Raw genomic sequence first — 24,157 nt, 5'->3', positions numbered from 1 at the left:
TTATAAGACTATATAAATGATATGATGTGAGTGTCAAAAGTGAATTTTGTCACTCACCGTTGTATCGGGATTGCTACATTGCTATGCAATTCACACATACGTCATAATATAACAGACAAAAAAAGAAGCAACTGTAAAACAAGTTGGTAGATAAAATACAAAATAGAATAATAGATTAAAGGGGTAAAAAGGTATGACTGCTAAAGAACTTATGAAACAATGTGAAGCTGAAGAGAAAGAATTGAAATTCAGAGAGTTTTCATCAGAAACAGCACTTGCAATTGGGATGGCACTTATAGAAGAAGCGAAAAAACGTGACAATAAAATATGTATAGATATTGCAATAGCCGGAAGAAGATTGTTTCATTATTCCAGTGATGGTAATGCTGTAAGTAATGATATTATGATTGAGCGTAAGAAAAAGACGGCGATGCATACTGGACATAGTTCATTATGGGCACACTATATGCTTGAGGATTGCGGTATGAATATTAAAGAAAAATGGGCTTTAGAACCATCAGAGTATGCACAGGTAGGAGGCGCGTTTCCAATAAGACTTGAGAATTGCCAGACAGTAATAGGTACAATAACATGCTCTGGTTTTAATCATGAACAGGATCATAGTATTATTATAGATGTTTGTAGAAAACTGAAAAGAGAAAGTGTTTTGTAAATTAATTGATATTATTTATTTTCAGGAGGTATGAAGCTTATATGGGTAAGTATCATTTTATAATAATAGGCTCAGGCTGGCGTTCACTTTATTATGTCAGAATAGCAAAAGCAATGCCGGATATATTACGTCTTGATGCGATGTATTGCAGGACACAGGAAAAAGCAGATAAGATGGCAGAAGAATTCAGTATACACACTACAACTTCTATAGAAGAGTGTGTAGGTTATAAACCGGATTTTGCTGTTGTAGCAGTGAATAAAACAAGTATCTGTGATGTTTCAATAGAATGGATGGATAGAGGAATAACTGTTCTATCTGAGACACCAGCAGCATTGGATATGGATTCGCTTAAAAAGTTATACAGATATCATATGTCTGATGATAAAACAGATAAGAAACAGGTTGTTGCTGAACAATACAGGGAATATCCATATAATAAAGCACGGATTAATCTTGTTAATAGTGGTGTACTTGGCGATATCAGTTGTCTGAATATATCCATTGCACACGAATATCACGGTTTCAGTCTTATAAGAGCATATCTTGGTATAAAACCGGATGAAAACTACACGGTGTCAGGTAAAATATATGAATTTCCGACAACTCAGACACTTACGAGATATGACAAATTTACAGATGGCAGAACAGCTCCTAAAAAAAGATGTGTAGCAGTATTTGAGTTTGAGAGCGGAAAGGTTGCATGGTATGATTTTGACTCTGAGCAGTACCGCTCACCTATCAGAAAGAATATGATAAAGGTGCAGGGTGTCAGAGGGGAACTTATTAACAATGAGCTGTATTATCTTGATGATAAAAATGAAGGACAGTATCAAAAGATTGTGACAGATGTGAATGCAACGCACACCAAAGATACTAATCCTAACTTGTCTATCGTTCGTGAAATAGAGAAAATAATGTGTGGTGAAAATGTATTGTATGAACCGGAATTAGGGATGCGTGGTTTGTCAGAAGATGAAACTGCAATAGCAGGTCTTATGATAGGAACAGCAAAGTATAGCAGAGGTGAGGCAGAATCACCATATAGCATGGAAGATGCATTTGCAGATGCGTATGCGGCAATATTGCTTGATGAAGCAGTAAGGACAAGTAATAAGGTAAGTAGCTGTATTGAAAAGATATGTATAGCTAAAAATAAATAAATATCTTAATAATATATTGCGAATTCAGAAAATATTTGTTAAAGAAGTAGAAAGGAATATTACATATTATGTCAGATAAAATATTAAGAGCAGCTCTTATAGGTGTTGGAAATATGGGAAAAAAATATGTACAGATGATAGTATCAGGTGAGGTATCCAATATAAAACTAACAGCAGTAGTTATACGAAGAGATGAACTTATGGAATGGGGAGAGACTCTTGTAAATACTGATGGTGAATATGTGAAAATATTCAGAAGTGCAGATGATATGTTTAAAGCAGAAGATGTAGATACATTATTTGATGCAGTAATTATAGCAACTCCTCATAAAACGCATGCTAAGCTTGCGGTACAGGCATTTTCGCTAGGAAAGGATGTCTTGTGCGATAAGCCGGCAGCATCAGATATAGGAGAAGCACTTACTATGAATGAAGCAGCTAAAAAGAGTGGAAGAATATATGGTATGGTGTTTCATCAGAGATTATATCCTAAGTATATGAAGATTAAGAGTATGATTGATGCAGGTGAGCTGGGAGAACTAAGAAGGGTGAATCTTATTAATTCAAGATATTTAAGAACATCATATTATCATCATTCTGGCGCATGGAGAAGTAGTTTTACAGGTGAAGGCGGCGGCGCACTTATTAACCAGGGACAGCATATTCTTGATATGTTCCAGTATCTTTTTGGTATGCCGCAGAGAATGTTTGCACTTATACCATTTGGCAAATATAATGATTTTGCAGTAGATGATGAAGATACTATTATTATGGATTATGATAATGGCATGACGGCTTCATTTGTACTGACAACAGGAGAAGCGTGTCATGAAGAAAGACTGGAAATAATAGGAACAAAAGCAAAGCTGTTGCTTGAAGATAATACACTTACTATAACAAGACATCAGGATGTAGAAGAGTATATAAAAACGGAGATGGTTAATTCAAGGGAAAATATGCAATATGTGAAAGAAACAATTGAGTTTCCAAAGGCACCAGAGCCATATACAGAGCTGCTTGAAAGATTTGCCAGAGCTTCCTTAGAACATAATGATACATATCTTGTGGCGAAAGGAGATGAAGGAATCAATTCCCTGATGTTGTGTGCAGGAGCTTATTATTCAGCATGTAATGGTATCCAGGTTAAGCTTCCGGTTGGCGCGGAGGATTATAGCAGACTTATGGAAGAACTGATTATGAAGGAAAAGAGCATAAAGAATAATATATAAAAAATAATACAAGAAAAATAATATAATAAAATATAGTATAAAATGCTGCCACATAAAATGGCAGCATTTTAATTGGTAATTAATATTCAGAACCGCACCATCTTCCAGAAGCTCCACAAGGAAGCACAAGTCCGTTAGCGGATACAGGAAGTCCGACTTCATTAGAACTACAGTAGCCGTCAAAATCTTTAAGTTCTGTGCTTAACATATAAGTAAGAACTGCTGGCTGAAGTCCTGTTGTGTAGGAGTTGATAAGGAAGAATAATGGCTTGTCAGAAAGAAGCTTTGCACACAGCTTAACAAGTGGGTGTATAGCTTCTTCTATTTTCCATATCTCGCCCTTAGGACCTCTGCCATATGATGGAGGGTCCATAATAATAGCATCGTAGTGATTGCCACGTCTTATTTCTCTTTCAACAAATTTAACACAGTCATCGACTATCCAGCGGATAGGCTTGTCAATAAGTCCTGATGATGTGGCATTTTCTTTAGCCCACGCAATTATTCCCTTAGAGGCATCAACGTGTGTAACATGAGCACCAGCGGCTGCACAGGCAAGAGTAGCACCACCAGTGTAGGCAAACAAGTTAAGAACCTTTATCTGTCTGTCAGGTTCATTATCTTTAGCTTTCTTTATAATTTCAGAGAACCAGTCCCAGTTGGCTGCCTGCTCAGGGAATATTCCTGTGTGCTTAAAGCTGAATGGCTTTAAGTTAAATGTAAGAGGAACATCAACAGAAGGACTTTCGTATTTTATTGTCCAGCTTTGTGGCAGGTCGAAGAATTCCCATTCGCCGCCTCCCTTAGAGCTTCTGTGATAATGTCCATTCATATGTTTCCATCTGTTGTCGTTCTTAGGAGTGTCCCATATAACCTGTGGGTCTGGGCGGACAAGAATGTAATCGCCCCAGCGTTCAAGCTTTTCTCCACAGGATGTATCTATAACTTCATAATCTTTCCAATTATCTGCAACAAACATATTGTAATTAAGTCCTTTCTTGTTTAAGCATATATATTAAGTATATAACAGATTGTATGGTTGGGGCAATCAAAAAGTACAGCGATTAGGATATAATTAACGTATGGTAGTGTATAATAATCATTTAATACAGTGATTAGGATATAATTAATGTGCGGCGGTATGTAATATGTTAAATGTATAGTTGTGCATATATTGCGTAACTTGAAAAATATACCATTTTACTGTAACATATAACAGACAAAAAATATAAATTGTTATATGGTATTAGTGTTAAAAGTAACTATTGATAATTGCATAATATATAAGGAAAGGAAAATGCACATTTGAAAAATATATCTTTTAAAACAGCAAAGAATGATATTATAGCAGGAATTATTGTGGCGTTAGTGTCAATACCAATATCTATGGGGTATGCCCAGATAGCAGGGCTTCCAGCGGCATATGGACTGTATGGTTCGCTTATACCAGTGCTTATATATGCTTTTACAACAACATCACCACAGTTCGTATTTGGTGTAGATGCAACGCCGGCGGTGCTTGTAGGCGGTACGTTATCGGCACTTGGCGTTACTTCAGGCTCTGAGGAAGCGATGAAGCTTGTGCCGGTCATTACATTTGTTGTTGCAATATGGCTCTTGATATTCAGTCTTATTAAAGCAGGACGAATAGTTAATTACATATCAACGCCGGTTATGGGAGGTTTTATAAGTGGAATTGGTATTACAATAATACTTATGCAGGTTCCAAAGCTGTTTGGTGGTTCAGCAGGTACAGGAGAACTTATTGAACTGGGTATCCACATATGGGGACAGCTTCAATATTTTAATGTGTTATCGGCAGTTCTTGGATTTGGAACAGTTGTAATTATACTTGTTGCAAAGAAATATATTCCGAGGTTTCCAATGTCGGTTGTGCTTATGGTGCTTGGTGCAATGGCAACAGCATTTATACACATTGACAGATTAGGGGTTAAGCTTCTGCCTCACGTTGATTCGGGATTTCCGAAGCTTATGGTACCCGATTTTACATTATTAAAGACAGATACATCAGATATAATTATACTTGGACTTACCTGTGCACTTGTTATTATGGCACAGACACTGCTTGCCACTAATAACTATGCCAACAGATATGGATATAAGGTTGATAATAACAGAGAGGTGCTTGCTTATTCTTTAGCCAATATAGCTTCTTCGGTATCAGGAAGCTGCCCTCTTAACGGAAGCGTATCAAGAACAGGTATAGCTGACCAGTTTGGCTGTAAATCACAGCTTATGTCAGTTACAGCTTCAATTACAATGCTTGTTGTCGTGCTTTTTGCAACACCTGTGCTTGAATATCTTCCTGTGCCTATTCTTACAGGAATTGTCGTTGCTGCACTTATCGGAATAGTTGAATATAAGCTTGCTGATAAACTTAGAAAAGTCAACAGGGTGGAATTCTTTATATTTCTTGCGGCTATGTTTGGCGTATTATTATTTGGAACTATATATGGCGTTATTATAGGTGTTATTCTTTCATTTATAGCGGTAATAATAAGGGCAGTTGTTCCTCCAAGATCATTTCTTGGCTGTATACCAGGACACGAGGGTTTCTATAATCTTAACCGTAACAAGAACGCTTTGCAGATAGAACACACATTATTATATAGATTCAGTGGTAATCTTTTCTTTGCAAATGTGTCTACATTTTTGCAGGATATAGAAAATGCCATAAATGATGATACAAAGATTATAATAGTTGATGCGAGCGGTATCGGAAGCATAGATATAACAGCAGCAGACAGGCTTGTATCATTTAATAAAATATTAAAGGGTAAAGGAATACATTTTTATATAACTGAGCACGTTGACCATGTAAATGACCAGTTAAGGCAGTTGGGTGCTGGCTGTCTTGTTGAGGAAGGTGTCACAAGAAGAACAATATCGCTTGCTTTAAGAGATGCCGGTGTTGACAGGCCTTATCCGCTTGTTGGCAGTCCTGAGCAGGTTGCTGTACACGAGGATTTTATTGAGGATAACGAAAGGCTTGCAGAGATAGAGTGGGCGTTTGGCAAGGACGCCGCAGAATGGCTTGATAAATATGCCGTACAGGTTACAGATGACATTACAAGCAGTATTGATGTGGGGTCATCTGAGTTTGCGGAAAATGTTCTTGATAAGGCGGAAAGCAAGAATGCCTGGGGTAGAATTGGCTTATTTGATGAAGATGAACTTCTTGAGAGAGTTGAAATGCACTTATCTGAGCTTGCACAGAACAGCAATGCAGAAGAGTTAGAGGAGCATATTGAACAGAGAAGATTAAGGCTTGAGGCTAAGATTGCGAAGTTAAATCCGGATGCGTTAAAGCATTTAAGGGAACATAGAAAAGAAGTGTTACAGAGATTTAAAGAGAACAATCCAGAAGCGTATGCTCATATGATACAGCATAGAAAGGAACATATAAGCAGGCTGGAGAAAGAAAAGCCAGAGCTTGCTGCTAAGATGAAGGAATTCTATAAGCTTGATGATTAAACTGTCATATATCATTATATATAAGGGAAGGTTTTTATTGTGAATATATTAAATGTTGAAAAAGTGAGCAAAGCATTTGGTGAGAAAGTGCTTCTTGACAATGTCACACTTGGGATTAATAAGGGTGACAAGATCGGAATTATAGGAGTTAATGGAACTGGAAAGTCTACACTGCTTAAAATAATTGCCGGCATTGAAGAACCTGATGAGGGTAATATTATAAAAGGAAGAAAAGTTACTGTTACATATCTTGCACAGTCACCAGATTATATTAAAGATGAAAATGTACTTTCATATGTGCTTCGTGGCAAAGATTCATCGAATGAGCCAAAGGCGAAGGAAATACTTAATAAGCTGGGCATAGATGTATATGATGCTCATATGGACAAGCTATCTGGTGGACAGAAAAAGAGGGTTGCATTGGCAAAAGTGTTAGTTGAACCTACAGAGGTACTTATACTTGATGAGCCGACTAATCATCTGGATAATGATATGGTTGTGTGGCTTGAGCGGTATATCAAGGCATTTAAGGGTGAACTTCTTATGGTAACGCACGACAGGTATTTCCTTGACAATGTAACTAACAAGATAGTTGAGATAGACCACGCAGATCTTTACAGTTATGACTCTAATTATTCAGGATTCCTTGAATTAAAGACTGAAAGAGAACAGATGGAAAGAGCTACAGAGGCTAAAAGACAGAACACATTAAGAAGAGAACTTGAGTGGATAAGGAGAGGCTGTCAGGCACGTTCAACCAAGCAGCAGGCAAGAATAGATCGTTTTGAAGATATGAAAGAAGCTTCAAGACAGGCAAGAGCTAAGTTTGACAAAAGCCTTATGGATATGAGCTCTGTAAGCAGACGTCTTGGAAGAAAGACAATAGAACTTAACAATATAACTAAAGCTTATAATGGACATACATACATTAATGATTTTACATACATTTTCTTAAGGGATGACCGAATAGGTATAATTGGAAGCAATGGCTGTGGCAAGTCTACACTTATGAAGATAATAACAGGACAGATACAGCCTGACAGTGGAAGTGTTGAGATAGGCGATACAGTTCATATAGGCTATTTTATGCAGGAGAATGAGCCTCTTGATGAGAATCAGACAGTGCTTGAGTTCGTAAGAAGCATAGGCGAGTATGTGCAGACGGTTGATGGAAAAGCAACAGCAAGCCAGATGTGTGAGAAGTTCCTGTTCCCGCCTAAGCAGCAGTGGACACCAATAAGAAAGCTGTCTGGAGGAGAAAAGAGAAGACTGTATCTTTTAAGTGTGCTTATGAGTGCACCTAATGTACTCATACTTGATGAGCCAACCAATGACCTGGATATTGAAACGCTTGAAGTATTAGAGGATTATCTTGATGGGTTTGCAGGAATTGTAATTACTGTTTCTCACGATAGATATTTTCTTGACAGGACGGTTGATAGAATATTTGCATTTGAGGCTGGAGGGCACCTTACACAGTATGAAGGAGGTTATTCAGACTATAAAGAAAAATGTGTTTCTTCTATATATAATGCGTCAGAAAATGGAGTTTCAAAAAGTAATTTATCATTAGGCAGTAATAGTGTAGTGGCAGGTGTAGATGTAACAGCAGGAGGCACGGCAGCAGGAAGAGTATTAGGTGGCGATACGGATAGTGTGCAGAAGGCTGTATCTGGCAGTAAGACACTTACAAGCAAGGAATATAATAAGTCAAGAAGCGAACGTCTTAAGTTTACTTATAAGGAACAGAAAGAGTACGAAACTATTGATGATGATATAGCGGCATTGGAAAAAGATATAGAAAGAATAGATGCAGAGATGTCTAAGTGTGCAACTGATTACGGAAAACTTAATGACTTATCAAAGGAGAAGGCTGAAAAAGAAAAACAGCTTGACGAAAAGATGGACAGATGGGTATATCTTAATGACCTTGCGGAAAGAATTGCAAACCAGTAAAAGGTGTGTGTAAATAAAGCAGAAATGTTTATAAATATTCATTAAATAAAGCATATTGTGGATAAATAACAACTAGAATGGATAATAATTAAACCAGAGAAATATTATATGATTGTACTTAAAAAAATACAATAAAATAATATTTTTCTGGTTGATTTTATAGTAGGGGTAGTGTATATTAATACTTGCTGTGACATTGATAGCGTAGAAGCGTGAGGTTGCTATCCGTAAGGGTAGGTTTTCCGTGGAGCGAATGTCAAGGCCGGCAAGTCCGGCGAAGAATCTGGCGACAAGTCACTGTACCTAATATCATCTGCAAGATGCAGAAATGACACGTTGGTTAATCGGGATATACCAATAGCGGTTTCTCGATACGCGTGGGAGTGTGTACAGTCACCGCTTGTCGTGCTTAAACAATAAAGTGCGAAGGAGGCGACTTTTTTTATGGCAAATCAGGTAATAAGAATTACACTGAAAGCTTATGATCATCAGTTAATCGATCAGTCAGCTAAGAAAATCATCGAAACTGCTAAGAAGACAGGAGCAAATGTGAGTGGTCCAGTACCTCTTCCAACAAAGAAGGAAGTAGTTACAATACTTAGAGCTGTTCACAAGTATAAGGATTCAAGAGAACAGTTTGAACAGAGAACTCATAAGAGACTCATCGATGTATTATCACCATCTCAGAAGACTGTAGATGCATTATCTAAATTAGAAATGCCAGCTGGTGTATTCATCAACCTTAAGGTAATGAACTAATCATTACACAATTTTTTATTATTATTTAAGAGCAATAATCCTAAGGGTTTAATATAGAAGTAACGATACACGAAAGTGTAGCACAGTGGTGCGGGTTCCACTTATATTAGCTGTTCTAGGATGACAGGATGCGCTTATGACGTATAAAATATTATTACAATATAATATAGAAACTTCCGGACTAAAGTCGGAAGAAAATCCGCTAGGATTTTGCTTCCAGATGATTACGCCGGAAACGGCATAATCATCTTGTCCGCTGTAGATTAAACAGGAGGAATATCAATGAAGAAGGCAATTTTAGCTACAAAAGTCGGAATGACTCAAATCTTCAATGAAGACGGTGTTTTAACACCTGTAACTGTTCTTCAGGCTGGTCCTTGTGTTGTAACACAAGTTAAGACAGTAGAGAACGACGGTTACGATGCAGTTCAGGTTGGTTTTGCTGACATTAGAGAAAAGTTAGTAAACAAGCCTGTTAAAGGACATTTTGATAAGGCAGAGGTTCCTTACAAGAGATTCTTAAGAGAATTCAAGTTTGAAAATGCTTCAGAATACTCAGTAAAGGATGAAATCAAAGCTGATATCTTCGCAGCAGGCGATAAGGTAGATGCAACTGCTATTTCAAAGGGTAAAGGTTTCCAGGGCGCAATCAAGAGATTAGGCCAGTCAAGAGGACCTATGGCTCATGGTTCTAAGTTCCACAGACATCAGGGTTCAAACGGATCAGCAACAACACCTGGTAGAGTATTCAAGGGAAAAGGAATGCCTGGACATATGGGTTCTAAGAGAATCACAATCCAGAATCTTGAAGTAGTAAGAGTTGATGTTGAAAACAACGTAATCTTAGTTAAGGGTGCTGTACCTGGACCTAAGAAATCATTAGTAACACTGAAAGAAACAGTAAAGGCTAGCAAGTAGTTTTTACTAAGGAAGGAGGACCACACAGATGGCAAACGTATCTGTTTACAATATTGAAGGCAAGGAAGTTGGCTCAATCGAATTAAACGATGCAGTATTTGGTGTTGAAGTTAATGAACATCTTGTACACATGGCAGTAGTTAACCAGCTTGCAAATAATCGTCAGGGAACACAGAGCGCTAAGACACGTTCAGAAGTTTCTGGTGGCGGAAGAAAACCTTGGAGACAGAAGGGAACTGGTCATGCAAGACAGGGTTCTACAAGAGCTCCACAGTGGACAGGCGGCGGTATCGTATTCGCACCAAAGCCAAGAGATTATTCATTCAAGATGAATAAGAAGGAAAAGAGAATCGCTCTTCTCTCTGCATTATCTTCAAAGGTTGCAGAAAGCAAGATCGTTGTACTTGATGAGTTCAAGTTAGATGAAATCAAGACAAAGAAGTTCGTAGAAGTTATGAACAACTTAAAGGTTGAAAACGCATTAGTAGTTCTTGAAGGAGAGAACAAGAACGTAGTTCTTTCAGGAAGAAACATTCCTTCAGTTAAGGTTACAGCTACTAACGAAATCAACACATATGACGTACTTAAGTACACAACATTAGTTGTTACTAAGGCCGCTGTAGAGAAATTAGAGGAGGTGTATGCATAATGGCAAACGTACAGTATTATGATGTAATCCTCAAACCAGTTATAACAGAAAAGTCTATGGCTGATATGGCAGACAAGAAGTATACATTCTTAGTTCATACAGATGCTAACAAGACTATGATTAAAGAAGCTGTTGAAAAGATGTTCGAAGGAACAAAGGTTGCCAGCGTTAACACAATGAACAGCGTTGGCAAGAAGAAGAGAAGAGGAAGAACAGTTGGTACAACTGCTAAGACTAAGAAGGCAATTGTTCAGTTAACAGCTGATAGTAAAGATATCGAAATCTTTGAAGGACTTTAAGATTTAGCAACATTTAATAGTGTAGAAAACAATATTACACAAGCTCGAAAGGAGAGAATATAATGGGAATTAGAACTTATAACCCATATACACCTTCCAGAAGAAACATGACTGGATCAGATTTCTCAGAAATCACAAAGACAACTCCTGAGAAATCATTACTCGCTAAGAAGAGTAAGACTGCTGGCCGTAACAACCAGGGTAAGATCACTGTTAGACATCATGGTGGTGGAAACAGACAGAAATATAGATTAATAGATTTCAAGAGAAATAAAGAAGGCGTTCCTGCAAAGGTTATCGGTATCGAGTACGATCCTAACAGAACAGCTAATATCGCACTTATCTGCTACGCAGATGGTGAGAAATCATATATCCTTGCTCCACAGGGATTAACAGATGGCATGACAGTACAGAATGGTGCTGGTGCTGAAGTAAGAGTTGGTAACTGCTTACCACTTACAGAGATTCCTGTAGGTACACAGGTACACAACATTGAGTTATATCCAGGTAAGGGTGGACAGCTTGTTCGTTCTGCTGGTAACTCAGCTCAGTTAATGGCTAAGGAAGGTAAGTATGCAACATTAAGACTTCCTTCTGGCGAAATGAGAATGGTACCAATTATCTGCCGCGCAACAATCGGTGTTGTAGGTAATGGAGATCACAACCTTATTAATCTTGGTAAGGCTGGACGTAAGAGACATATGGGTATCAGACCTACAGTTCGTGGTTCTGTTATGAACCCTAACGACCATCCACACGGTGGTGGTGAAGGTAGAGCACCAGTTGGTCGTCCAAGCCCAATGACACCTTGGGGTAAGCCTGCTATGGGTCTTAAGACTCGTAAGAAGAAAAAAGCTTCTAACAAGCTTATCGTAAGAAGAAGAGATGGAAAGGCTATTAAGTAATTAATAGTACATTTTAATTAACATTTAACTAAGATTTGATAGATTATAAGGAGGTTTCAACCTATGGCTCGTTCACTTAAAAAAGGACCATTCGCGGACGAAAGCTTACTTAAGAAGGTAGATGCATTAAACGCATCAAACGACAAGCAGGTTATTAAGACATGGTCACGTCGTTCAACAATTTTCCCTTCATTCGTAGGCCATACAATTGCAGTTCATGACGGAAGAAAGCATGTTCCTGTATATGTTACAGAGGATATGGTTGGTCATAAGCTCGGTGAGTTCGTTGCTACAAGAACTTACAGAGGACACGGCAAAGACGAAAAGAAGAGTAGATAATTTGTATTATTTGAAAGGAGGTTTAATCGATGGCTAAAGGACATAGATCCCAGATTAAACGTGAAAGAAACGCTGTTAAGGACACAAGACCAAGCGCAAAGTTATCTTACGCAAGAGTATCTGTTCAGAAGGCTTGTTTCGTATTAGATGCTATTAGAGGCAAGAGCCTTGAAGAAGCACTTGGTATCGTTATGTACAACCCAAGATATGCTTCATCACTTATAGAGAAGTTATTAAAGTCAGCTGCTGCTAATGCAGAGAACAATAACGGTATGGACCCAAGCAAGTTATATGTAGAAGAATGCTACGCTAACAAGGGACCAACAATGAAGAGAGTCCATCCAAGAGCACAGGGTAGAGCTTATAGAATCGAAAAGAGAATGAGCCATATCACTGTAATATTAAATGAAAGATAATTGCATTTCCTAAAGAATAGAAAGGAGATTTTATGGGACAGAAAGTTAATCCTCATGGTTTAAGAGTCGGCGTTATCAAAGACTGGGACTCTAAGTGGTATGCAGAAGAAACTTTTGCAGATAACCTTGTAGAAGATTATAACATTAGAAAATTCCTTAAGAATAAGTTATATGCTGCAGGAATTTCAAAGATTGAAACAGAAAGAGCTTCAGATAGATTAAAGATTATCATTCACACAGCTAAGCCAGGTGTTGTTATTGGTAAGGGTGGTGCTGAAATAGAAGCACTCAAGAAGCAGGTTGAAAAGCTTACAAGTGCTAAGAGACTTAGCATTGATATTAAAGAAGTTAAGAGACCAGATAAGGATGCTCAGTTAGTAGCTGAGAACATCGCACAGCAGTTAGAGAATCGTATCTCTTTCAGAAGAGCTATGAAGTCTTGCATGGGAAGAACAATGAAGCAGGGTGCTAAGGGTATTAAGACATCTTGTTCAGGTCGTCTCGGCGGTGCTGATATGGCTCGTACAGAGTTCTATAGTGAAGGTACAATTCCTCTTCAGACACTTCGTGCAGATATCGATTACGGATTTGCAGAAGCTAACACAACTTATGGTAAAGTTGGTGTTAAGGTATGGATCTATGAAGGTGAGGTACTTCCAACAAAGACTAACAAGGAAGGGAGCGATAAGTAATGTTACTACCTAAGAGAGTTAAACATCGTAGACAGTTCCGTGGTTCTATGGCAGGTAAGGCAACAAGAGGTAACAGAATCACTAATGGTGAATATGGTATCGTTGCAACAGAACCATGCTGGATCAAGTCAAACCAGATAGAAGCAGCCCGTGTAGCTATGACAAGATACATTAAGCGTGGCGGTAAAGTATTTATAAAGATTTTCCCAGATAAGCCGGTAACAGGTAAGCCTATCGGTGTTCGTATGGGTAAAGGTAAAGGTAACTTAGAGTGCTGGGTAGCAGTAGTTAAACCTGGACGTGTTATGTTCGAGATTTCAGGTGTACCTGAAGAAACAGCAAGAGAAGCATTACGTCTTGCAACTCATAAACTTCCTTGCAAGTGCAAGATCGTTTCACGTGCAGACTTAGAAGGCGGTGATAACAGTGAAAATTAATAAGTATGTAGAAGATTTAAAGGCAAAATCAGCTGCAGAATTGAATGAAGAATTAGTAGCTGCTAAGAAGGAACTTTTCAATTTAAGATTCCAGAACGCAACAAATCAGTTAGATAACACTAGCAGAATTAAAGAAGTTAGAAAGAACATTGCTAGAATTCAGACTGTAATTGCTCAGAAGAATGCTTAAATTACATTTATAAATGTGTAAGTATTTCCTAAGAAAGGAGAATAACTGTGGAAGAGAGAAATTTAAGAAAAACTCGTACAGGTAAAGTTATCAGCAATAAGATGGATAAGACAATTGTTGTTGCTGTAGAAGATAACGTTAAGCATCCACTTTACAACAAGATTGTAAAGAGAACATACAAGTTAAAGGCTCACGATGAGAACAACGAATGTTTAATCGGTGACGTTGTTAAGGTAATGGAAACTAGACCTTTATCTAAGGATAAGAGATGGAGATTAGTTGAAATTATCAGCAGAGCTAAATAATTTTAACAATTTAGAATTAGAATTGATATTACTGAAAGGGGTAGTATTATGGTACAACAGGAAACCAGACTTAAGGTTGCCGATAACACAGGTGCTAAAGAAATTCTTTGCATCAGAGTTATGGGTGGATCTACAAGAAGATATGCAAATATCGGTGATGTGATTGTCGCTACTGTTAAAGAAGCAACACCAGGCGGCGTTGTTAAAAAGGGCGATGTTGTTAAGGCCGTTGTTGTTCGTTCTGTAAAGGGCGCACGTCGTAAAGATGGCTCATACATTAAATTTGATGAAAATGCTGCTGTAATCATCAAGGATGATCAGACTCCTAAGGGAACTCGTATCTTTGGACCAGTAGCTAGAGAGTTAAGAGAAAAGAAGTTTATGAAGATCGTTTCTCTTGCTCCAGAAGTATTATAGGAGGTACCACAATGTCAGCTGTAAGAATTAAAAAAGGTGATACTGTTAAGGTAATCGCAGGTAAAGACAAGGGCAAGACAGGCAAGGTTATGTCTGTAAATGCTAAGAACCATACAGCATTAGTTGAGGGCGTTAACATGGTAACAAAGCATGCTAAGCCAAGTGCAGCTAATCAGCAGGGTGGAATTCTCCACCAGGAAGCACCAATCGATATCTCAAACATCGCTTATGTAGTTAAGGGTGATAAGACATCTAAGATTGGTTATGACTTCAAGGATGGTAAGAAAGTTCGTGTTGCTAAGGCAACTGGCGAAGTTATCGATTAATAAAGGAAGGAGGCAATAATTTTGAGTAGACTTAGAGATTTATACGAAAACGAAATCACTAAAAAAATGACAGATAAGTTCGGTTACAAGAACCCAATGATGGTTCCAAAGATCGACAAGATCGTAATAAATATGGGTGTTGGTGAAGCTAAAGAAAATTCAAAGCTTCTCGATGCAGCAGTTAAAGAACTCGAGACTATTTCAGGTCAGAAGGTAGTTCTTACAAGAGCTAAGAATTCAATTGCTAACTTCAAGTTAAGAGAAGGTCAGGCAATCGGATGCAAGGTTACACTTCGTGGTGAGAAGATGTACGAATTCCTTGACAGACTTGTTAATCTTGCATTACCAAGAGTTCGTGACTTCAGAGGCGTAAGCGCTGAATCATTTGATGGAAGAGGTAACTATGCTTTAGGTATCAAAGAGCAGATTATCTTCCCTGAAATCGAATATGATAAGATTGACAAAGTAAGAGGTATGGATGTTATTATTGCAACAACAGCTCATACAGATGAAGAGGCACGTGAATTACTTAGAATGTTCAACATGCCTTTCAAGAATTAATTATAGGAGGTAAATTTTAATGGCTAAGACTTCAATGAAGGTTAAGCAGCAGAGAGCACCTAAGTTCTCTACAAGAGCTTATACACGTTGTACAATATGTGGTCGTCCACATTCTGTTTTAAGAAAGTACGGAATCTGCAGAATTTGCTTCCGTGAATTAGCTTACAAGGGTCAGATCCCAGGAGTTAAGAAGGCATCTTGGTAAGATGAATTGATAATTACAATATGTAATTAATCAACAGTGGTTTGCCACTATTACCTTGATATATATGCATTAACATAGTTATACGGCGTACTGCCGTATGCTATATATGCATGAACAATTGACGTAGTCCCGGTAAGGGAAACCAGTGAATTATTTAAGGAGGAACATTTAAAATGACAGATCCAATTGCAGATATGCTTACAAGAATTCGTAATGCAAACACAGCAAAGCACGACACAGTTGATATCCCATCTTCAAAGATGAAGCTTTCTATAGCTAAGATTCTTTTAGATGAAGGTTATATCAAGTCTTATGAGCTTGTTGAGAATGGTAATTTCAACGACATCCGTGTTACATTAAAGTACGGTGCTGATAAGAATGAAAAGATTATCTCAGGTCTCCAGAGAATTTCTAAGCCAGGTCTTAGAGTTTATGCTAGCAAGGATGAACTTCCAAGAGTTCTCGGTGGTCTTGGTGTTGCAATTATCTCAACAAACAAAGGTGTTGTAACAGATAAGGAAGCTAGAAAGCTGGGCGTTGGTGGAGAAGTTCTCTGCTTCGTTTGGTAATTTATAATAGATACTCACTCACAAAGAAAACACGTTCCTATTTTTAAAGTGTTTTCTTAATCAAAATTAGGAGGTGCACGGCATGTCACGTATAGGAAGAATGCCTATCGCTGTCCCAGCAGGTGTTACTGTTGAGATCGCAGAAAATAACAAAGTGACTGTAAAGGGTCCTAAGGGTACACTTGAAAGAGTTTTACCTGCTGAGATGGACATTAAGATGGAAGGTTCAGAAATCGTTGTTTCTAGACCTAACGACTTAAAGAAGATGAAGTCATTACACGGATTAACAAGAACATTAATTCATAATATGGTAATCGGTGTTACAGAAGGATATGAGAAGAAGCTTGAAATCAACGGTGTTGGTTACAGAGCTCAGAAGCAGGGTAAGAAGCTTGTATTAGCTTTAGGTTACTCTCATCCAGTCGAAATGGAAGATCCAGAAGGAATCGAAACAACTGTTGATGGTACTAACGTTATCATCGTAAAAGGTATTAGTAAAGAAAAAGTTGGCCAGTACGCAGCTGAAATCAGAGCTAAGAGAGCTCCAGAGCCATATAAGGGCAAGGGTATCAAGTACTCTGATGAAGTTATTAGACGTAAGGTTGGTAAGACTGGTAAGAAATAATTAAAGGAGTGAATACAAAATGGTTAGTAAGAAGTCAAGAACAGTAGTTCGTGAAAATAAACATAGAAAATTACGTAATCGTTTCAGCGGTACAGCAGAAAGACCACGTTTAGCTGTATTTAGAAGCAATAATCATATGTACGCTCAGATTATTGACGACACAGTTGGTAAGACACTTGTTTCTGCTTCAACACTTGATAAGGACGTAAAGGCAGAACTTGAAAAGACTAATAACGTTGAAGCTGCTACAGTAGTTGGTACAGTAGTTGCTAAGAAGGCATTAGAAAAAGGTATTACAACTGTCGTTTATGATAGAGGCGGATTTGTATATGAAGGTAAAGTAAAGGCATTAGCAGAGGCAGCAAGAGAAGCTGGCCTTGAATTCTAAGCGGAAGGGAGAAACAAACAGTATGAAACGTACAATAATTGATGCTAGCAATTTAGAATTAAGAGATAATGTAGTATCAATCAAGCGTGTAACAAAGGTTGTAAAGGGCGGACGTAACATGCGTTTTGCAGCTTTAGTTGTTGTTGGTGACGGCAACGGACATGTTGGCGCTGGTGTTGGTAAGGCAGCTGAAGTTCCTGAAGCTATCCGTAAGGGAAAAGAAGATGCCATTAAGCATTTAGTAGAAGTTCCTATGGACGAGAATTCATCAGTTCCACATGACTTCATCGGAAAGTTCGGAGGAGCAACAGTTCTTCTTAAGAAGGCTCCAGAAGGTACTGGTATCATCGCAGGTGGTCCAGCTCGTTCAGTACTTGAGCTTGCAGGTATTAAGAATATCCGTACAAAGTCACTTGGTTCTAATAACAAGCAGAATGCTGTATTAGCAACAATAGAAGGTCTTAAGTCTATGAAGACTCCAGAAGAAGTTGCAAGACTTCGTGGAAAGTCTGTTAGCGAGATCCTTGGCTAATTAACAAATAAACATTGATATAGTCGTTATTGACAGATGGAGGTTAAAATGGCTGATAAGAAGTTAAGAATAACTTTAGTTAAGTCTCCAATCAGTGCTGTTCCAAAGCATAGAAGAACTGTTGAAGCTATGGGTCTTACAAAGATGCATAAGACAGTAGAACTTCCAGACAATGCTGCAACAAGAGGACAGATTCAGCAGATTGGTTATATGTTAAAGGTAGAAGAAATTTAATTAATAAATCGGATAAGGAGGTGCAAAGATGGATTTATCTAATTTAAGCCCAGCAGAGGGCTCAGTAATGAGTGATAATTTCAGAAGAGGTCGTGGACATGGCTCAGGTAACGGCAAGACTGCTGGTAAGGGTCATAAGGGACAGAAAGCTCGTTCAGGAGCACCAAGACCAGGTTTCGAAGGTGGCCAGATGCCATTATATAGAAGAATTCCTAAGAGAGGTTTCACTAACAGAAACCGTAAGGAATTTGTTGCTATTAACATCAGCACATTAGAAAGATTTGATAATGGTGCAGAAGTTACAGTTGATACATTAATTGAATCAGGTATCGTTAAGAATCCTAAGGATGGTATCAAGATTCTTGCTAACGGTGAACTCACAAAGAAACTCAACGTTAAGGCTAACGCTTTCAGTGCTTCTGCAAAGGAAAAGATCGAAGCTCTTGGTGGTTCTTGCGAGGTGATCTAATATGTTAAAGACACTTGTAGGCGCTTTTAAGAACAAAGACATAAGAAAAAAGATTTTATATACTCTTATGATTCTTGTTATTGTTAGAGTAGGAAGTTTGCTTCCTATTCCAGGAGTAGATACAGAGTATTTCAGTAGCTTACTTAGTGGAATTAATACTGGTGATTTGAGCTATCTTAGCGCATTTACAGGAGGTTCATTCGAAAGAATGTCCCTCTTTGCGTTAAGCATAACGCCATATATTACTTCATCTATTATTATGCAGCTTCTTGCTATTGCAATTCCTAAGTTAGAGGAAATGCAAAAAGAAGGTGAAGATGGTAGAAAGAAGATTGCAGCAATTACAAGATATGTAACAATTGCTCTTGCTCTTATAGAGAGTATAGCTATGGCTGTAGGTTTTGGTAGATCTGGACTTATCAAGGGATATCAGGGCTTTAGTACATTACATTATATTGTAAGCATAATCGTAGTTGTTGCAGCACTTACAGCAGGTTCTGCAATGCTTATGTGGCTTGGTGAAAGAATTACTGAAAATGGTGTTGGTAATGGTATATCAATTGTACTTTTAATTAACATTATTTCTGGTATGCCAAGTGATTTTGCTACATTGTATAGCACATTTGTTGCACCTAGAACTATTGCAAAGGGTGTATTAGCAGCTGCAATTATTATTGCAATTCTTGTTGTAATGGTAGTTTTAGTATGCTTCTTACAGGATGGAGAGAGAAGAATTCCTGTTCAGTATTCACAGAAGGTTAGTGGCAGAAAGACATTTGGCGGACAGTCAACTAATATACCTTTAAAGGTTAATACTGCAGGTGTAATGCCTGTTATTTTCGCATCATCACTTATGCAGTTCCCTGTAATTATTGCACAGTTATTTGGAAAGTCATACGAATGGACCAGATATTTAAGCTCTTCATACTGGTGCAGAATATCAGCACCTAAGTATTCTATCGGGTTAATATTGTATATTGTATTGCTTATAATATTTGCATACTTCTATACATCAATTACATTTAATCCAATTGAAGTAGCTGATAACTTAAAGAAAGCTGGTGGAGTTATCCCTGGTATAACACCTGGTAAGTCTACTAGTGATTATCTTAATAATATATTAAACTACATCGTATTCGTAGGTGCAGTTGGATTACTCATCATCGCATTAATACCTATTATGTGTACAGGGTTCTTTAATGCAAGCGTTTCATTTGGTGGAACATCAGTAATCATCATCGTTGGTGTTGTACTTGAAACATTAAAGCAGATTGAATCGCAGATGGTTAATCGTTATTATAAAGGATTCTTAAGCGAATAGCTTATAAGTATTAGATGACTTGCCTGACAGTAATGTTGGGCGAGTCCTTTGTATATAAAAAAGAAATGAGGTAAACATATGAAGATTATTATGTTAGGAGCTCCTGGAGCTGGTAAGGGAACACAGGCAAAGAAAATAGCTGAAAAATACTCAATTCCTCATATTTCAACAGGAGATATTTTCAGAGCAAATATCAAGAATAATACAGAACTTGGCAAGAAAGCTAAGACATATATGGACAAGGGTGAGCTTGTACCAGACGAATTAGTTGTAGACCTTATAATGGATAGATTTAAGGAAGCTGACTGTGCTAATGGATATGTATTAGATGGTTTCCCAAGAACAATACCTCAGGCAGAAGCACTTGATAAGGCACTTGCTGCTAATAATGAAACAGTAGACTACGCTATTAACGTAGAAGTTCCAGACGAAAATATTATCAATAGAATGTCAGGAAGAAGAGCTTGCGTTGGTTGTGGTGCAACATACCATATCGAGTTCAATCCTACTAAGGTTGAAGACATATGTGATGCTTGTGGTGAAAAGCTTATATTAAGAGATGATGATAAGCCAGAAACAGTTAAGAACAGATTATCTGTATATCATGAGCAGACACAGCCATTGATTGATTACTATTCAAAGAAAGGTGTATTAGCTGAGGTTGATGGTACACAGTCAATGGAAAATGTATTTAATGCAATTGTTGATGTTTTAGGAAAGTAGGCTGAATATGTCTGTAACAGTTAAATCACAACGCGAAATCGAATTAATGAGAGAAGCTGGTAAGATACTTGGTACAGTCCTTAATGAACTTGAAAAGGAATGTAAACCGGGTGTTACAACTTATCATATTAATAAGATTGGTGAGGAAATGATAAAAAGCTACGGATGTATTCCTTCATTTAAGGGATATCAGGGGTATCCAGCCGCAATATGTGTATCAGTTAATGACGAGATAGTACACGGAATTCCATCAAAGAAGCGTGTACTAAAAGAAGGTGACATAGTAAGCCTTGATGCAGGAGTGATACACAAGGGTTATCATTCTGATGCCGCAAGAACTTACGGTATTGGAAAGATAAGCGATGAAGCGGCTAAATTGATAGAAGTGACAAGACAAAGTTTCTTCGAGGGTATTAAATATGCCAAAGAAGGATGCCACTTATATGAAATCTCCAATGCAATTGCACAATATAATGAGTCGTTTGGATATGGAGTTATCAGAGATCTTGTAGGTCACGGAATAGGAACAGAACTTCACGAAGAACCAGAGATACCTAATTTCAGACAGGACAGAAGAGGTATCAGGCTTTATGAGGGGATGACACTTGCGATTGAACCTATGGTATCAGCAGGCGATTATAAAGTCAGATGGTTAGATGATAACTGGACAGCATCAACATTTGACCATTCATTATCAGCACATTATGAGAATACTGTGCTTGTAACAAAAGCTGGACCAGAAATACTATCATTAGTAGAATAACTGATAATGGAGGGCAGGATTTGAATAATTATATAGGATATTTTGCTACATCATTAGCAGGACACGATAAGGGATTAACATATGTTATTACAGGTGTTGATAATGAATATGTATATGTAACTGATGGCAGGCTCAGGCAGGTTGATGAGCCTAAAAAGAAAAAGTTAAAACATATTCAGCTTATCAAAATATGTGACGATACAATAAAAGACAAGATAAGTCGTAATATTAAGCTGACCAATGAAGATATTAAACTTGCAATTAAGAAGTATAATAACCGGTAAAGCAAACAGAGATTTAATAATAAGGAGGCAAATATGTCAAAGGCAGATGTAATAGAAATCGAAGGAAAAGTTGTTGAGAAGTTACCTAATGCATTTTTTAAGGTGGAACTTGAGAATGGACATCAGATACTTGCAACTATCAGTGGAAAGTTAAGAATGAACTTTATCAGAATTCTTCCAGGCGATAAGGTAACAATAGAGCTTTCTCCATATGACCTTACTAAGGGAAGAATTATCTGGAGAGATAAGTAATTATTTCAAAAAACATCTAAAAATATATAATATTTTTGTGCAAATTTTTTTGTTTTAAATTGCAATTTTAACTTGCATTTAAAAATATGACTATGCTATAATAGTCAACGAACTTGTCTGAAAGGAGGCTTTTGCAGTGAAGGTTAGATCATCAGTTAAACCAATTTGTGAAAAATGCAAAGTCATTAAGAGAAAGGGTAGAATCATGATTATTTGTGAGAACCCTAAGCACAAGCAGAGACAGGGTTAATCCTTATGGAGAGAAGTAGCTGATACTTCTCATGTTTGTGCGTTATGATATCGATATCACTAGTTGATGTCATAACATTGATGTTTGTTCTATTAATCACTATGATAGACAGACAATGTAGTTTTGCGGCTGCAGCGATGAACCACCCGGCTAAGTTGTAAGGTGGACATTGCTATTTTATATAGTAGTTGTTATGGCAACGCACACATTTCAGACGGCAGGCAACTGACGGGCTGCGTATGTATAATCACTACACGGTAATTTATTAATAACATATATATTTGATTAACGGAGGTTAAAGAACACATGGCTCGTATTTCAGGTGTAGACTTACCAAGAGAAAAACGTATCGAAATCGGACTTACTTATGTTTATGGTATTGGACGAGTTAGAGCAACTAAGATTCTTGCAGAGGCTGGTGTTAATCCAGATACTCGTGTTAAGGATTTAACAGATGAAGAAGTTGCAAAGATCGCTAAAGTTATAGATGCAGATCCAGAGCATTTAGTAGAAGGTGACTTAAGAAGAGAAGTTGCCATGAACATCAAGAGATTAAAGGAAATCGGATGTTATAGAGGAATTCGTCATAGAAAGGGTCTTCCAGTTAGAGGTCAGAAGACTAAGACTAATGCAAGAACTTGCAAGGGACCTAAGAAGACAGTAGCTAATAAGAAGAAATAATAATTGTTAAATTGTTAAACTCACAGGAGGTTATTTATCATGGCTCAGAAAGTTACAAAAAAAGTGACAAAGAAGCGTGTTAAGAAGAACGTTGAAAGAGGACAGGCACATATTCAGTCATCTTTCAATAATACAATCGTTACTTTAACAGATGCAGAAGGTAATGCTTTATCTTGGGCATCAGCAGGTGGACTCGGATTCAGAGGATCTAAGAAGTCTACTCCATATGCAGCACAGATGGCAGCAGAGACAGCAACAAAGGCTGCTTTAGTTCACGGATTAAAGTCTGTAGACGTTATGGTTAAGGGACCAGGTTCAGGTAGAGAGGCAGCTATTCGTGCCCTTTCAGCTTGTGGTCTCGAAGTTACAAGTATTAAGGATGTTACACCAGTTCCACATAACGGTTGTCGTCCACCAAAGCGTAGAAGAGTTTAATTTAGGGAGGTAAGATTACAATGGCAGTTAATAGAACACCTGTGCTCAAGAGATGTAGATCTCTTGATTTAGATCCTTTATATTTAGGAATAGATAAGAAGTCTAGAAGAAAGGCTAAGAATGCTGGAAGAAAGATCAGCGAATACGGATTACAGCTTCGCGAAAAGCAGAAGGCTAAGTTCATCTATGGCGTATTAGAGAAGCCTTTCAGAAATTATTATAAGAAGGCTGAGAAGCAGAAGGGTATGACTGGTGAGAACCTTATGATTACTCTTGAACTCAGACTTGATAATGTTATCTTCAGATTAGGTTTTGCTAGAACAAGAAAAGAAGCAAGACAGATCGTAGACCACAAGCATGTACTTGTTAATGGCAAGTGTGTAAACATCCCTTCATACTTAGTTAAGGCTGGAGATGTTATTGAAATCAGAGAAAAGTCAAAGTCTTGTGCTAGATACAAGGAAGTACTTGAAGCTACTAACGGAAGATTAGTTCCAGAGTGGTTAGAGTCTGACAAGGAAGCACTTAAGGGTACTGTTAAGTCATTACCTACAAGAGAAGCTATTGACGTTCCTGTAAACGAGATGCTTATCGTCGAGTTATATTCTAAGTAATCCATTAATTAAATGTTTAGACGTTTCAGTTTGCAGGTTGCTTGTGGACAGATACGTTTATATAAGACAACAGAATGCTATAT

The 24,157-nt window shown here is 37.7% G+C and carries 36 protein-coding genes; 35 read left to right on the top strand and 1 reads right to left on the bottom strand.

Features of this window, described 5'->3' with window-relative positions; translation table 11 throughout:
• The first annotated feature begins 193 nt into the window (after positions 1 to 193).
• From C7390_RS11025 to C7390_RS11015, 3 genes are all read left to right on the top strand, one after another.
• Positions 194 to 673, top strand: a complete 480-nt coding sequence (locus C7390_RS11025) for a heme-binding protein (RefSeq protein ID WP_090140424.1) — start codon at positions 194 to 196, stop codon at positions 671 to 673.
• 41 nt (positions 674 to 714) lie between these two features.
• The gene (locus tag C7390_RS11020; RefSeq protein WP_090140426.1) at positions 715 to 1,836 is read left to right on the top strand and encodes a Gfo/Idh/MocA family protein; all 1,122 of its coding nucleotides are present in this window, start codon (positions 715 to 717) and stop codon (positions 1,834 to 1,836) included.
• 68 nt (positions 1,837 to 1,904) lie between these two features.
• Positions 1,905 to 3,065 (top strand): Gfo/Idh/MocA family protein, encoded by a 1,161-nt coding sequence (locus C7390_RS11015; protein WP_055177113.1) that lies wholly within the window; start codon positions 1,905 to 1,907, stop codon positions 3,063 to 3,065.
• 79 nt (positions 3,066 to 3,144) lie between these two features.
• Here C7390_RS11015 and C7390_RS11010 read toward each other — a convergent pair whose 3' ends face one another.
• Positions 3,145 to 4,044: a class I SAM-dependent methyltransferase gene (locus tag C7390_RS11010; RefSeq protein ID WP_055177116.1), complete on the bottom strand. Its 900-nt coding sequence runs from the start codon at positions 4,042 to 4,044 to the stop codon at positions 3,145 to 3,147.
• 326 nt (positions 4,045 to 4,370) lie between these two features.
• Between C7390_RS11010 and C7390_RS11005 the strand changes: the two genes are divergently transcribed.
• The 32 genes from C7390_RS11005 (at position 4,371) to rpsD (ending at position 24,074) form a co-directional block, all read left to right on the top strand.
• Positions 4,371 to 6,560: a SulP family inorganic anion transporter gene (locus tag C7390_RS11005; RefSeq protein WP_318295677.1), complete on the top strand. Its 2,190-nt coding sequence runs from the start codon at positions 4,371 to 4,373 to the stop codon at positions 6,558 to 6,560.
• A gap of 39 nt (positions 6,561 to 6,599) precedes the next feature.
• Positions 6,600 to 8,516 carry a ribosomal protection-like ABC-F family protein gene (gene abc-f, locus C7390_RS11000; RefSeq protein WP_116444200.1) on the top strand — a complete coding sequence of 639 codons (1,917 nt, stop codon included), beginning with the start codon at positions 6,600 to 6,602 and terminating at the stop codon, positions 8,514 to 8,516.
• Positions 8,517 to 8,960: 444 nt separating this feature from the next.
• Entirely contained in the window at positions 8,961 to 9,275 is a 315-nt protein-coding gene (rpsJ, locus tag C7390_RS10995; protein WP_022203557.1) for a 30S ribosomal protein S10, read from the top strand.
• Positions 9,276 to 9,557: 282 nt separating this feature from the next.
• On the top strand, positions 9,558 to 10,193 hold the full coding sequence (gene rplC / locus C7390_RS10990) for a 50S ribosomal protein L3 (protein ID WP_055177126.1): 636 nt from the start codon (positions 9,558 to 9,560) through the stop codon (positions 10,191 to 10,193).
• A gap of 28 nt (positions 10,194 to 10,221) precedes the next feature.
• Positions 10,222 to 10,842, top strand: coding sequence for a 50S ribosomal protein L4 (gene rplD / locus C7390_RS10985; RefSeq protein WP_055306849.1), 621 nt, complete (start codon positions 10,222 to 10,224; stop codon positions 10,840 to 10,842).
• Complete coding sequence (gene rplW / locus C7390_RS10980) at positions 10,842 to 11,141, top strand: 50S ribosomal protein L23 (protein WP_055177131.1); 300 nt, start codon at positions 10,842 to 10,844, stop codon at positions 11,139 to 11,141. Before rplD ends, rplW begins: the two co-directional genes overlap by 1 nt.
• A 62-nt stretch (positions 11,142 to 11,203) precedes the next feature.
• A complete protein-coding gene (gene rplB / locus C7390_RS10975) occupies positions 11,204 to 12,046 on the top strand; it encodes a 50S ribosomal protein L2 (protein ID WP_055177134.1) in 843 nt (280 codons plus the stop codon).
• A gap of 63 nt (positions 12,047 to 12,109) precedes the next feature.
• Complete coding sequence (rpsS, locus tag C7390_RS10970) at positions 12,110 to 12,385, top strand: 30S ribosomal protein S19 (protein ID WP_055177138.1); 276 nt, start codon at positions 12,110 to 12,112, stop codon at positions 12,383 to 12,385.
• A 29-nt stretch (positions 12,386 to 12,414) separates the two neighbouring features.
• Complete coding sequence (gene rplV, locus C7390_RS10965; protein ID WP_055177141.1) at positions 12,415 to 12,801, top strand: 50S ribosomal protein L22; 387 nt, start codon at positions 12,415 to 12,417, stop codon at positions 12,799 to 12,801.
• A gap of 32 nt (positions 12,802 to 12,833) precedes the next feature.
• A complete protein-coding gene (gene rpsC, locus C7390_RS10960) occupies positions 12,834 to 13,493 on the top strand; it encodes a 30S ribosomal protein S3 (protein WP_055177144.1) in 660 nt (219 codons plus the stop codon).
• Positions 13,493 to 13,930 carry a 50S ribosomal protein L16 gene (rplP, locus tag C7390_RS10955; protein ID WP_055177147.1) on the top strand — a complete coding sequence of 146 codons (438 nt, stop codon included), beginning with the start codon at positions 13,493 to 13,495 and terminating at the stop codon, positions 13,928 to 13,930. Before rpsC ends, rplP begins: the two co-directional genes overlap by 1 nt.
• Positions 13,920 to 14,120 (top strand): 50S ribosomal protein L29, encoded by a 201-nt coding sequence (rpmC, locus tag C7390_RS10950; protein ID WP_012738580.1) that lies wholly within the window; start codon positions 13,920 to 13,922, stop codon positions 14,118 to 14,120. Before rplP ends, rpmC begins: the two co-directional genes overlap by 11 nt.
• Before the next feature lie 47 nt (positions 14,121 to 14,167).
• On the top strand, positions 14,168 to 14,425 hold the full coding sequence (rpsQ, locus tag C7390_RS10945; RefSeq protein ID WP_022501133.1) for a 30S ribosomal protein S17: 258 nt from the start codon (positions 14,168 to 14,170) through the stop codon (positions 14,423 to 14,425).
• A gap of 48 nt (positions 14,426 to 14,473) precedes the next feature.
• Positions 14,474 to 14,842: a 50S ribosomal protein L14 gene (gene rplN, locus C7390_RS10940; protein WP_022501132.1), complete on the top strand. Its 369-nt coding sequence runs from the start codon at positions 14,474 to 14,476 to the stop codon at positions 14,840 to 14,842.
• Between the two features lie 11 nt (positions 14,843 to 14,853).
• Positions 14,854 to 15,168 carry a 50S ribosomal protein L24 gene (gene rplX, locus C7390_RS10935; RefSeq protein ID WP_022204434.1) on the top strand — a complete coding sequence of 105 codons (315 nt, stop codon included), beginning with the start codon at positions 14,854 to 14,856 and terminating at the stop codon, positions 15,166 to 15,168.
• A gap of 15 nt (positions 15,169 to 15,183) precedes the next feature.
• The gene (gene rplE, locus C7390_RS10930) at positions 15,184 to 15,729 is read left to right on the top strand and encodes a 50S ribosomal protein L5 (RefSeq protein WP_456362886.1); all 546 of its coding nucleotides are present in this window, start codon (positions 15,184 to 15,186) and stop codon (positions 15,727 to 15,729) included.
• A gap of 19 nt (positions 15,730 to 15,748) precedes the next feature.
• Positions 15,749 to 15,934, top strand: coding sequence for a type Z 30S ribosomal protein S14 (locus C7390_RS10925; protein ID WP_012738585.1), 186 nt, complete (start codon positions 15,749 to 15,751; stop codon positions 15,932 to 15,934).
• A 173-nt stretch (positions 15,935 to 16,107) separates the two neighbouring features.
• On the top strand, positions 16,108 to 16,503 hold the full coding sequence (gene rpsH / locus C7390_RS10920; protein WP_022204432.1) for a 30S ribosomal protein S8: 396 nt from the start codon (positions 16,108 to 16,110) through the stop codon (positions 16,501 to 16,503).
• A gap of 82 nt (positions 16,504 to 16,585) precedes the next feature.
• Positions 16,586 to 17,128, top strand: coding sequence for a 50S ribosomal protein L6 (gene rplF, locus C7390_RS10915; protein ID WP_022501131.1), 543 nt, complete (start codon positions 16,586 to 16,588; stop codon positions 17,126 to 17,128).
• Between the two features lie 19 nt (positions 17,129 to 17,147).
• On the top strand, positions 17,148 to 17,516 hold the full coding sequence (gene rplR, locus C7390_RS10910) for a 50S ribosomal protein L18 (RefSeq protein ID WP_022204430.1): 369 nt from the start codon (positions 17,148 to 17,150) through the stop codon (positions 17,514 to 17,516).
• 22 nt (positions 17,517 to 17,538) lie between these two features.
• A complete protein-coding gene (gene rpsE, locus C7390_RS10905; RefSeq protein WP_022501130.1) occupies positions 17,539 to 18,048 on the top strand; it encodes a 30S ribosomal protein S5 in 510 nt (169 codons plus the stop codon).
• A gap of 48 nt (positions 18,049 to 18,096) precedes the next feature.
• The gene (rpmD, locus tag C7390_RS10900; RefSeq protein ID WP_022204428.1) at positions 18,097 to 18,282 is read left to right on the top strand and encodes a 50S ribosomal protein L30; all 186 of its coding nucleotides are present in this window, start codon (positions 18,097 to 18,099) and stop codon (positions 18,280 to 18,282) included.
• A 28-nt stretch (positions 18,283 to 18,310) separates the two neighbouring features.
• Positions 18,311 to 18,751: a 50S ribosomal protein L15 gene (gene rplO / locus C7390_RS10895; RefSeq protein WP_022501129.1), complete on the top strand. Its 441-nt coding sequence runs from the start codon at positions 18,311 to 18,313 to the stop codon at positions 18,749 to 18,751.
• Between the two features lies 1 nt (position 18,752).
• A complete protein-coding gene (gene secY, locus C7390_RS10890) occupies positions 18,753 to 20,072 on the top strand; it encodes a preprotein translocase subunit SecY (protein ID WP_022501128.1) in 1,320 nt (439 codons plus the stop codon).
• Positions 20,073 to 20,150: 78 nt separating this feature from the next.
• Positions 20,151 to 20,795 (top strand): adenylate kinase, encoded by a 645-nt coding sequence (locus C7390_RS10885; RefSeq protein ID WP_116444199.1) that lies wholly within the window; start codon positions 20,151 to 20,153, stop codon positions 20,793 to 20,795.
• A 7-nt stretch (positions 20,796 to 20,802) separates the two neighbouring features.
• Positions 20,803 to 21,558 carry a type I methionyl aminopeptidase gene (gene map, locus C7390_RS10880; RefSeq protein WP_055177153.1) on the top strand — a complete coding sequence of 252 codons (756 nt, stop codon included), beginning with the start codon at positions 20,803 to 20,805 and terminating at the stop codon, positions 21,556 to 21,558.
• A gap of 20 nt (positions 21,559 to 21,578) precedes the next feature.
• Positions 21,579 to 21,842, top strand: a complete 264-nt coding sequence (locus C7390_RS10875; protein ID WP_022501125.1) for a KOW domain-containing RNA-binding protein — start codon at positions 21,579 to 21,581, stop codon at positions 21,840 to 21,842.
• A gap of 33 nt (positions 21,843 to 21,875) precedes the next feature.
• Positions 21,876 to 22,094: a translation initiation factor IF-1 gene (gene infA, locus C7390_RS10870; RefSeq protein ID WP_012738595.1), complete on the top strand. Its 219-nt coding sequence runs from the start codon at positions 21,876 to 21,878 to the stop codon at positions 22,092 to 22,094.
• Between the two features lie 136 nt (positions 22,095 to 22,230).
• Positions 22,231 to 22,344: a 50S ribosomal protein L36 gene (rpmJ, locus tag C7390_RS10865; protein ID WP_082421663.1), complete on the top strand. Its 114-nt coding sequence runs from the start codon at positions 22,231 to 22,233 to the stop codon at positions 22,342 to 22,344.
• A gap of 306 nt (positions 22,345 to 22,650) precedes the next feature.
• On the top strand, positions 22,651 to 23,025 hold the full coding sequence (gene rpsM, locus C7390_RS10860; protein WP_022204422.1) for a 30S ribosomal protein S13: 375 nt from the start codon (positions 22,651 to 22,653) through the stop codon (positions 23,023 to 23,025).
• 39 nt (positions 23,026 to 23,064) lie between these two features.
• The gene (gene rpsK / locus C7390_RS10855) at positions 23,065 to 23,460 is read left to right on the top strand and encodes a 30S ribosomal protein S11 (protein WP_022432687.1); all 396 of its coding nucleotides are present in this window, start codon (positions 23,065 to 23,067) and stop codon (positions 23,458 to 23,460) included.
• Positions 23,461 to 23,480: 20 nt separating this feature from the next.
• Positions 23,481 to 24,074: a 30S ribosomal protein S4 gene (gene rpsD, locus C7390_RS10850; RefSeq protein WP_022501124.1), complete on the top strand. Its 594-nt coding sequence runs from the start codon at positions 23,481 to 23,483 to the stop codon at positions 24,072 to 24,074.
• The last annotated feature ends 83 nt before the right edge of the window (positions 24,075 to 24,157 follow it).

The organism is Bacteroides galacturonicus (assembly GCF_003096855.1).
Lineage (GTDB): Bacteria > Bacillota > Clostridia > Lachnospirales > Lachnospiraceae > Lachnospira > Lachnospira rogosae.
Note: the sequence above shows the minus strand (reverse complement) of the source record. Positions and strands in the feature narration are given on the sequence as shown.

What these genes read in the sequence shown, in the direction of transcription:
- rpsH (WP_022204432.1), top strand. Translation starts at nt 16,108, where the DNA reads ATGACAGATCCAATTGCAGATATGCTTACAAGAATTCGTAATGCAAAC.
- rpsC (WP_055177144.1), top strand. Translation starts at nt 12,834, where the DNA reads ATGGGACAGAAAGTTAATCCTCATGGTTTAAGAGTCGGCGTTATCAAA.
- rplV (WP_055177141.1), top strand. Translation starts at nt 12,415, where the DNA reads ATGGCTAAAGGACATAGATCCCAGATTAAACGTGAAAGAAACGCTGTT.
- secY (WP_022501128.1), top strand. Translation starts at nt 18,753, where the DNA reads ATGTTAAAGACACTTGTAGGCGCTTTTAAGAACAAAGACATAAGAAAA.
- rplP (WP_055177147.1), top strand. Translation starts at nt 13,493, where the DNA reads ATGTTACTACCTAAGAGAGTTAAACATCGTAGACAGTTCCGTGGTTCT.
- rplB (WP_055177134.1), top strand. Translation starts at nt 11,204, where the DNA reads ATGGGAATTAGAACTTATAACCCATATACACCTTCCAGAAGAAACATG.
- infA (WP_012738595.1), top strand. Translation starts at nt 21,876, where the DNA reads ATGTCAAAGGCAGATGTAATAGAAATCGAAGGAAAAGTTGTTGAGAAG.
- rplF (WP_022501131.1), top strand. Translation starts at nt 16,586, where the DNA reads ATGTCACGTATAGGAAGAATGCCTATCGCTGTCCCAGCAGGTGTTACT.
- rplO (WP_022501129.1), top strand. Translation starts at nt 18,311, where the DNA reads ATGGATTTATCTAATTTAAGCCCAGCAGAGGGCTCAGTAATGAGTGAT.
- C7390_RS11020 (WP_090140426.1), top strand. Translation starts at nt 715, where the DNA reads ATGGGTAAGTATCATTTTATAATAATAGGCTCAGGCTGGCGTTCACTT.
- map (WP_055177153.1), top strand. Translation starts at nt 20,803, where the DNA reads ATGTCTGTAACAGTTAAATCACAACGCGAAATCGAATTAATGAGAGAA.
- rplC (WP_055177126.1), top strand. Translation starts at nt 9,558, where the DNA reads ATGAAGAAGGCAATTTTAGCTACAAAAGTCGGAATGACTCAAATCTTC.
- rpsK (WP_022432687.1), top strand. Translation starts at nt 23,065, where the DNA reads ATGGCTCAGAAAGTTACAAAAAAAGTGACAAAGAAGCGTGTTAAGAAG.
- C7390_RS10925 (WP_012738585.1), top strand. Translation starts at nt 15,749, where the DNA reads ATGGCTAAGACTTCAATGAAGGTTAAGCAGCAGAGAGCACCTAAGTTC.
- rpsE (WP_022501130.1), top strand. Translation starts at nt 17,539, where the DNA reads ATGAAACGTACAATAATTGATGCTAGCAATTTAGAATTAAGAGATAAT.
- rpsM (WP_022204422.1), top strand. Translation starts at nt 22,651, where the DNA reads ATGGCTCGTATTTCAGGTGTAGACTTACCAAGAGAAAAACGTATCGAA.
- rplW (WP_055177131.1), top strand. Translation starts at nt 10,842, where the DNA reads ATGGCAAACGTACAGTATTATGATGTAATCCTCAAACCAGTTATAACA.
- C7390_RS10885 (WP_116444199.1), top strand. Translation starts at nt 20,151, where the DNA reads ATGAAGATTATTATGTTAGGAGCTCCTGGAGCTGGTAAGGGAACACAG.
- rplX (WP_022204434.1), top strand. Translation starts at nt 14,854, where the DNA reads ATGTCAGCTGTAAGAATTAAAAAAGGTGATACTGTTAAGGTAATCGCA.
- rplD (WP_055306849.1), top strand. Translation starts at nt 10,222, where the DNA reads ATGGCAAACGTATCTGTTTACAATATTGAAGGCAAGGAAGTTGGCTCA.
- rplR (WP_022204430.1), top strand. Translation starts at nt 17,148, where the DNA reads ATGGTTAGTAAGAAGTCAAGAACAGTAGTTCGTGAAAATAAACATAGA.
- rpmD (WP_022204428.1), top strand. Translation starts at nt 18,097, where the DNA reads ATGGCTGATAAGAAGTTAAGAATAACTTTAGTTAAGTCTCCAATCAGT.
- C7390_RS11015 (WP_055177113.1), top strand. Translation starts at nt 1,905, where the DNA reads ATGTCAGATAAAATATTAAGAGCAGCTCTTATAGGTGTTGGAAATATG.
- C7390_RS11010 (WP_055177116.1), bottom strand. Translation starts at nt 4,044, where the DNA reads ATGTTTGTTGCAGATAATTGGAAAGATTATGAAGTTATAGATACATCC.
- rpsS (WP_055177138.1), top strand. Translation starts at nt 12,110, where the DNA reads ATGGCTCGTTCACTTAAAAAAGGACCATTCGCGGACGAAAGCTTACTT.
- rplN (WP_022501132.1), top strand. Translation starts at nt 14,474, where the DNA reads ATGGTACAACAGGAAACCAGACTTAAGGTTGCCGATAACACAGGTGCT.
- rpsJ (WP_022203557.1), top strand. Translation starts at nt 8,961, where the DNA reads ATGGCAAATCAGGTAATAAGAATTACACTGAAAGCTTATGATCATCAG.
- C7390_RS11025 (WP_090140424.1), top strand. Translation starts at nt 194, where the DNA reads ATGACTGCTAAAGAACTTATGAAACAATGTGAAGCTGAAGAGAAAGAA.
- rpsD (WP_022501124.1), top strand. Translation starts at nt 23,481, where the DNA reads ATGGCAGTTAATAGAACACCTGTGCTCAAGAGATGTAGATCTCTTGAT.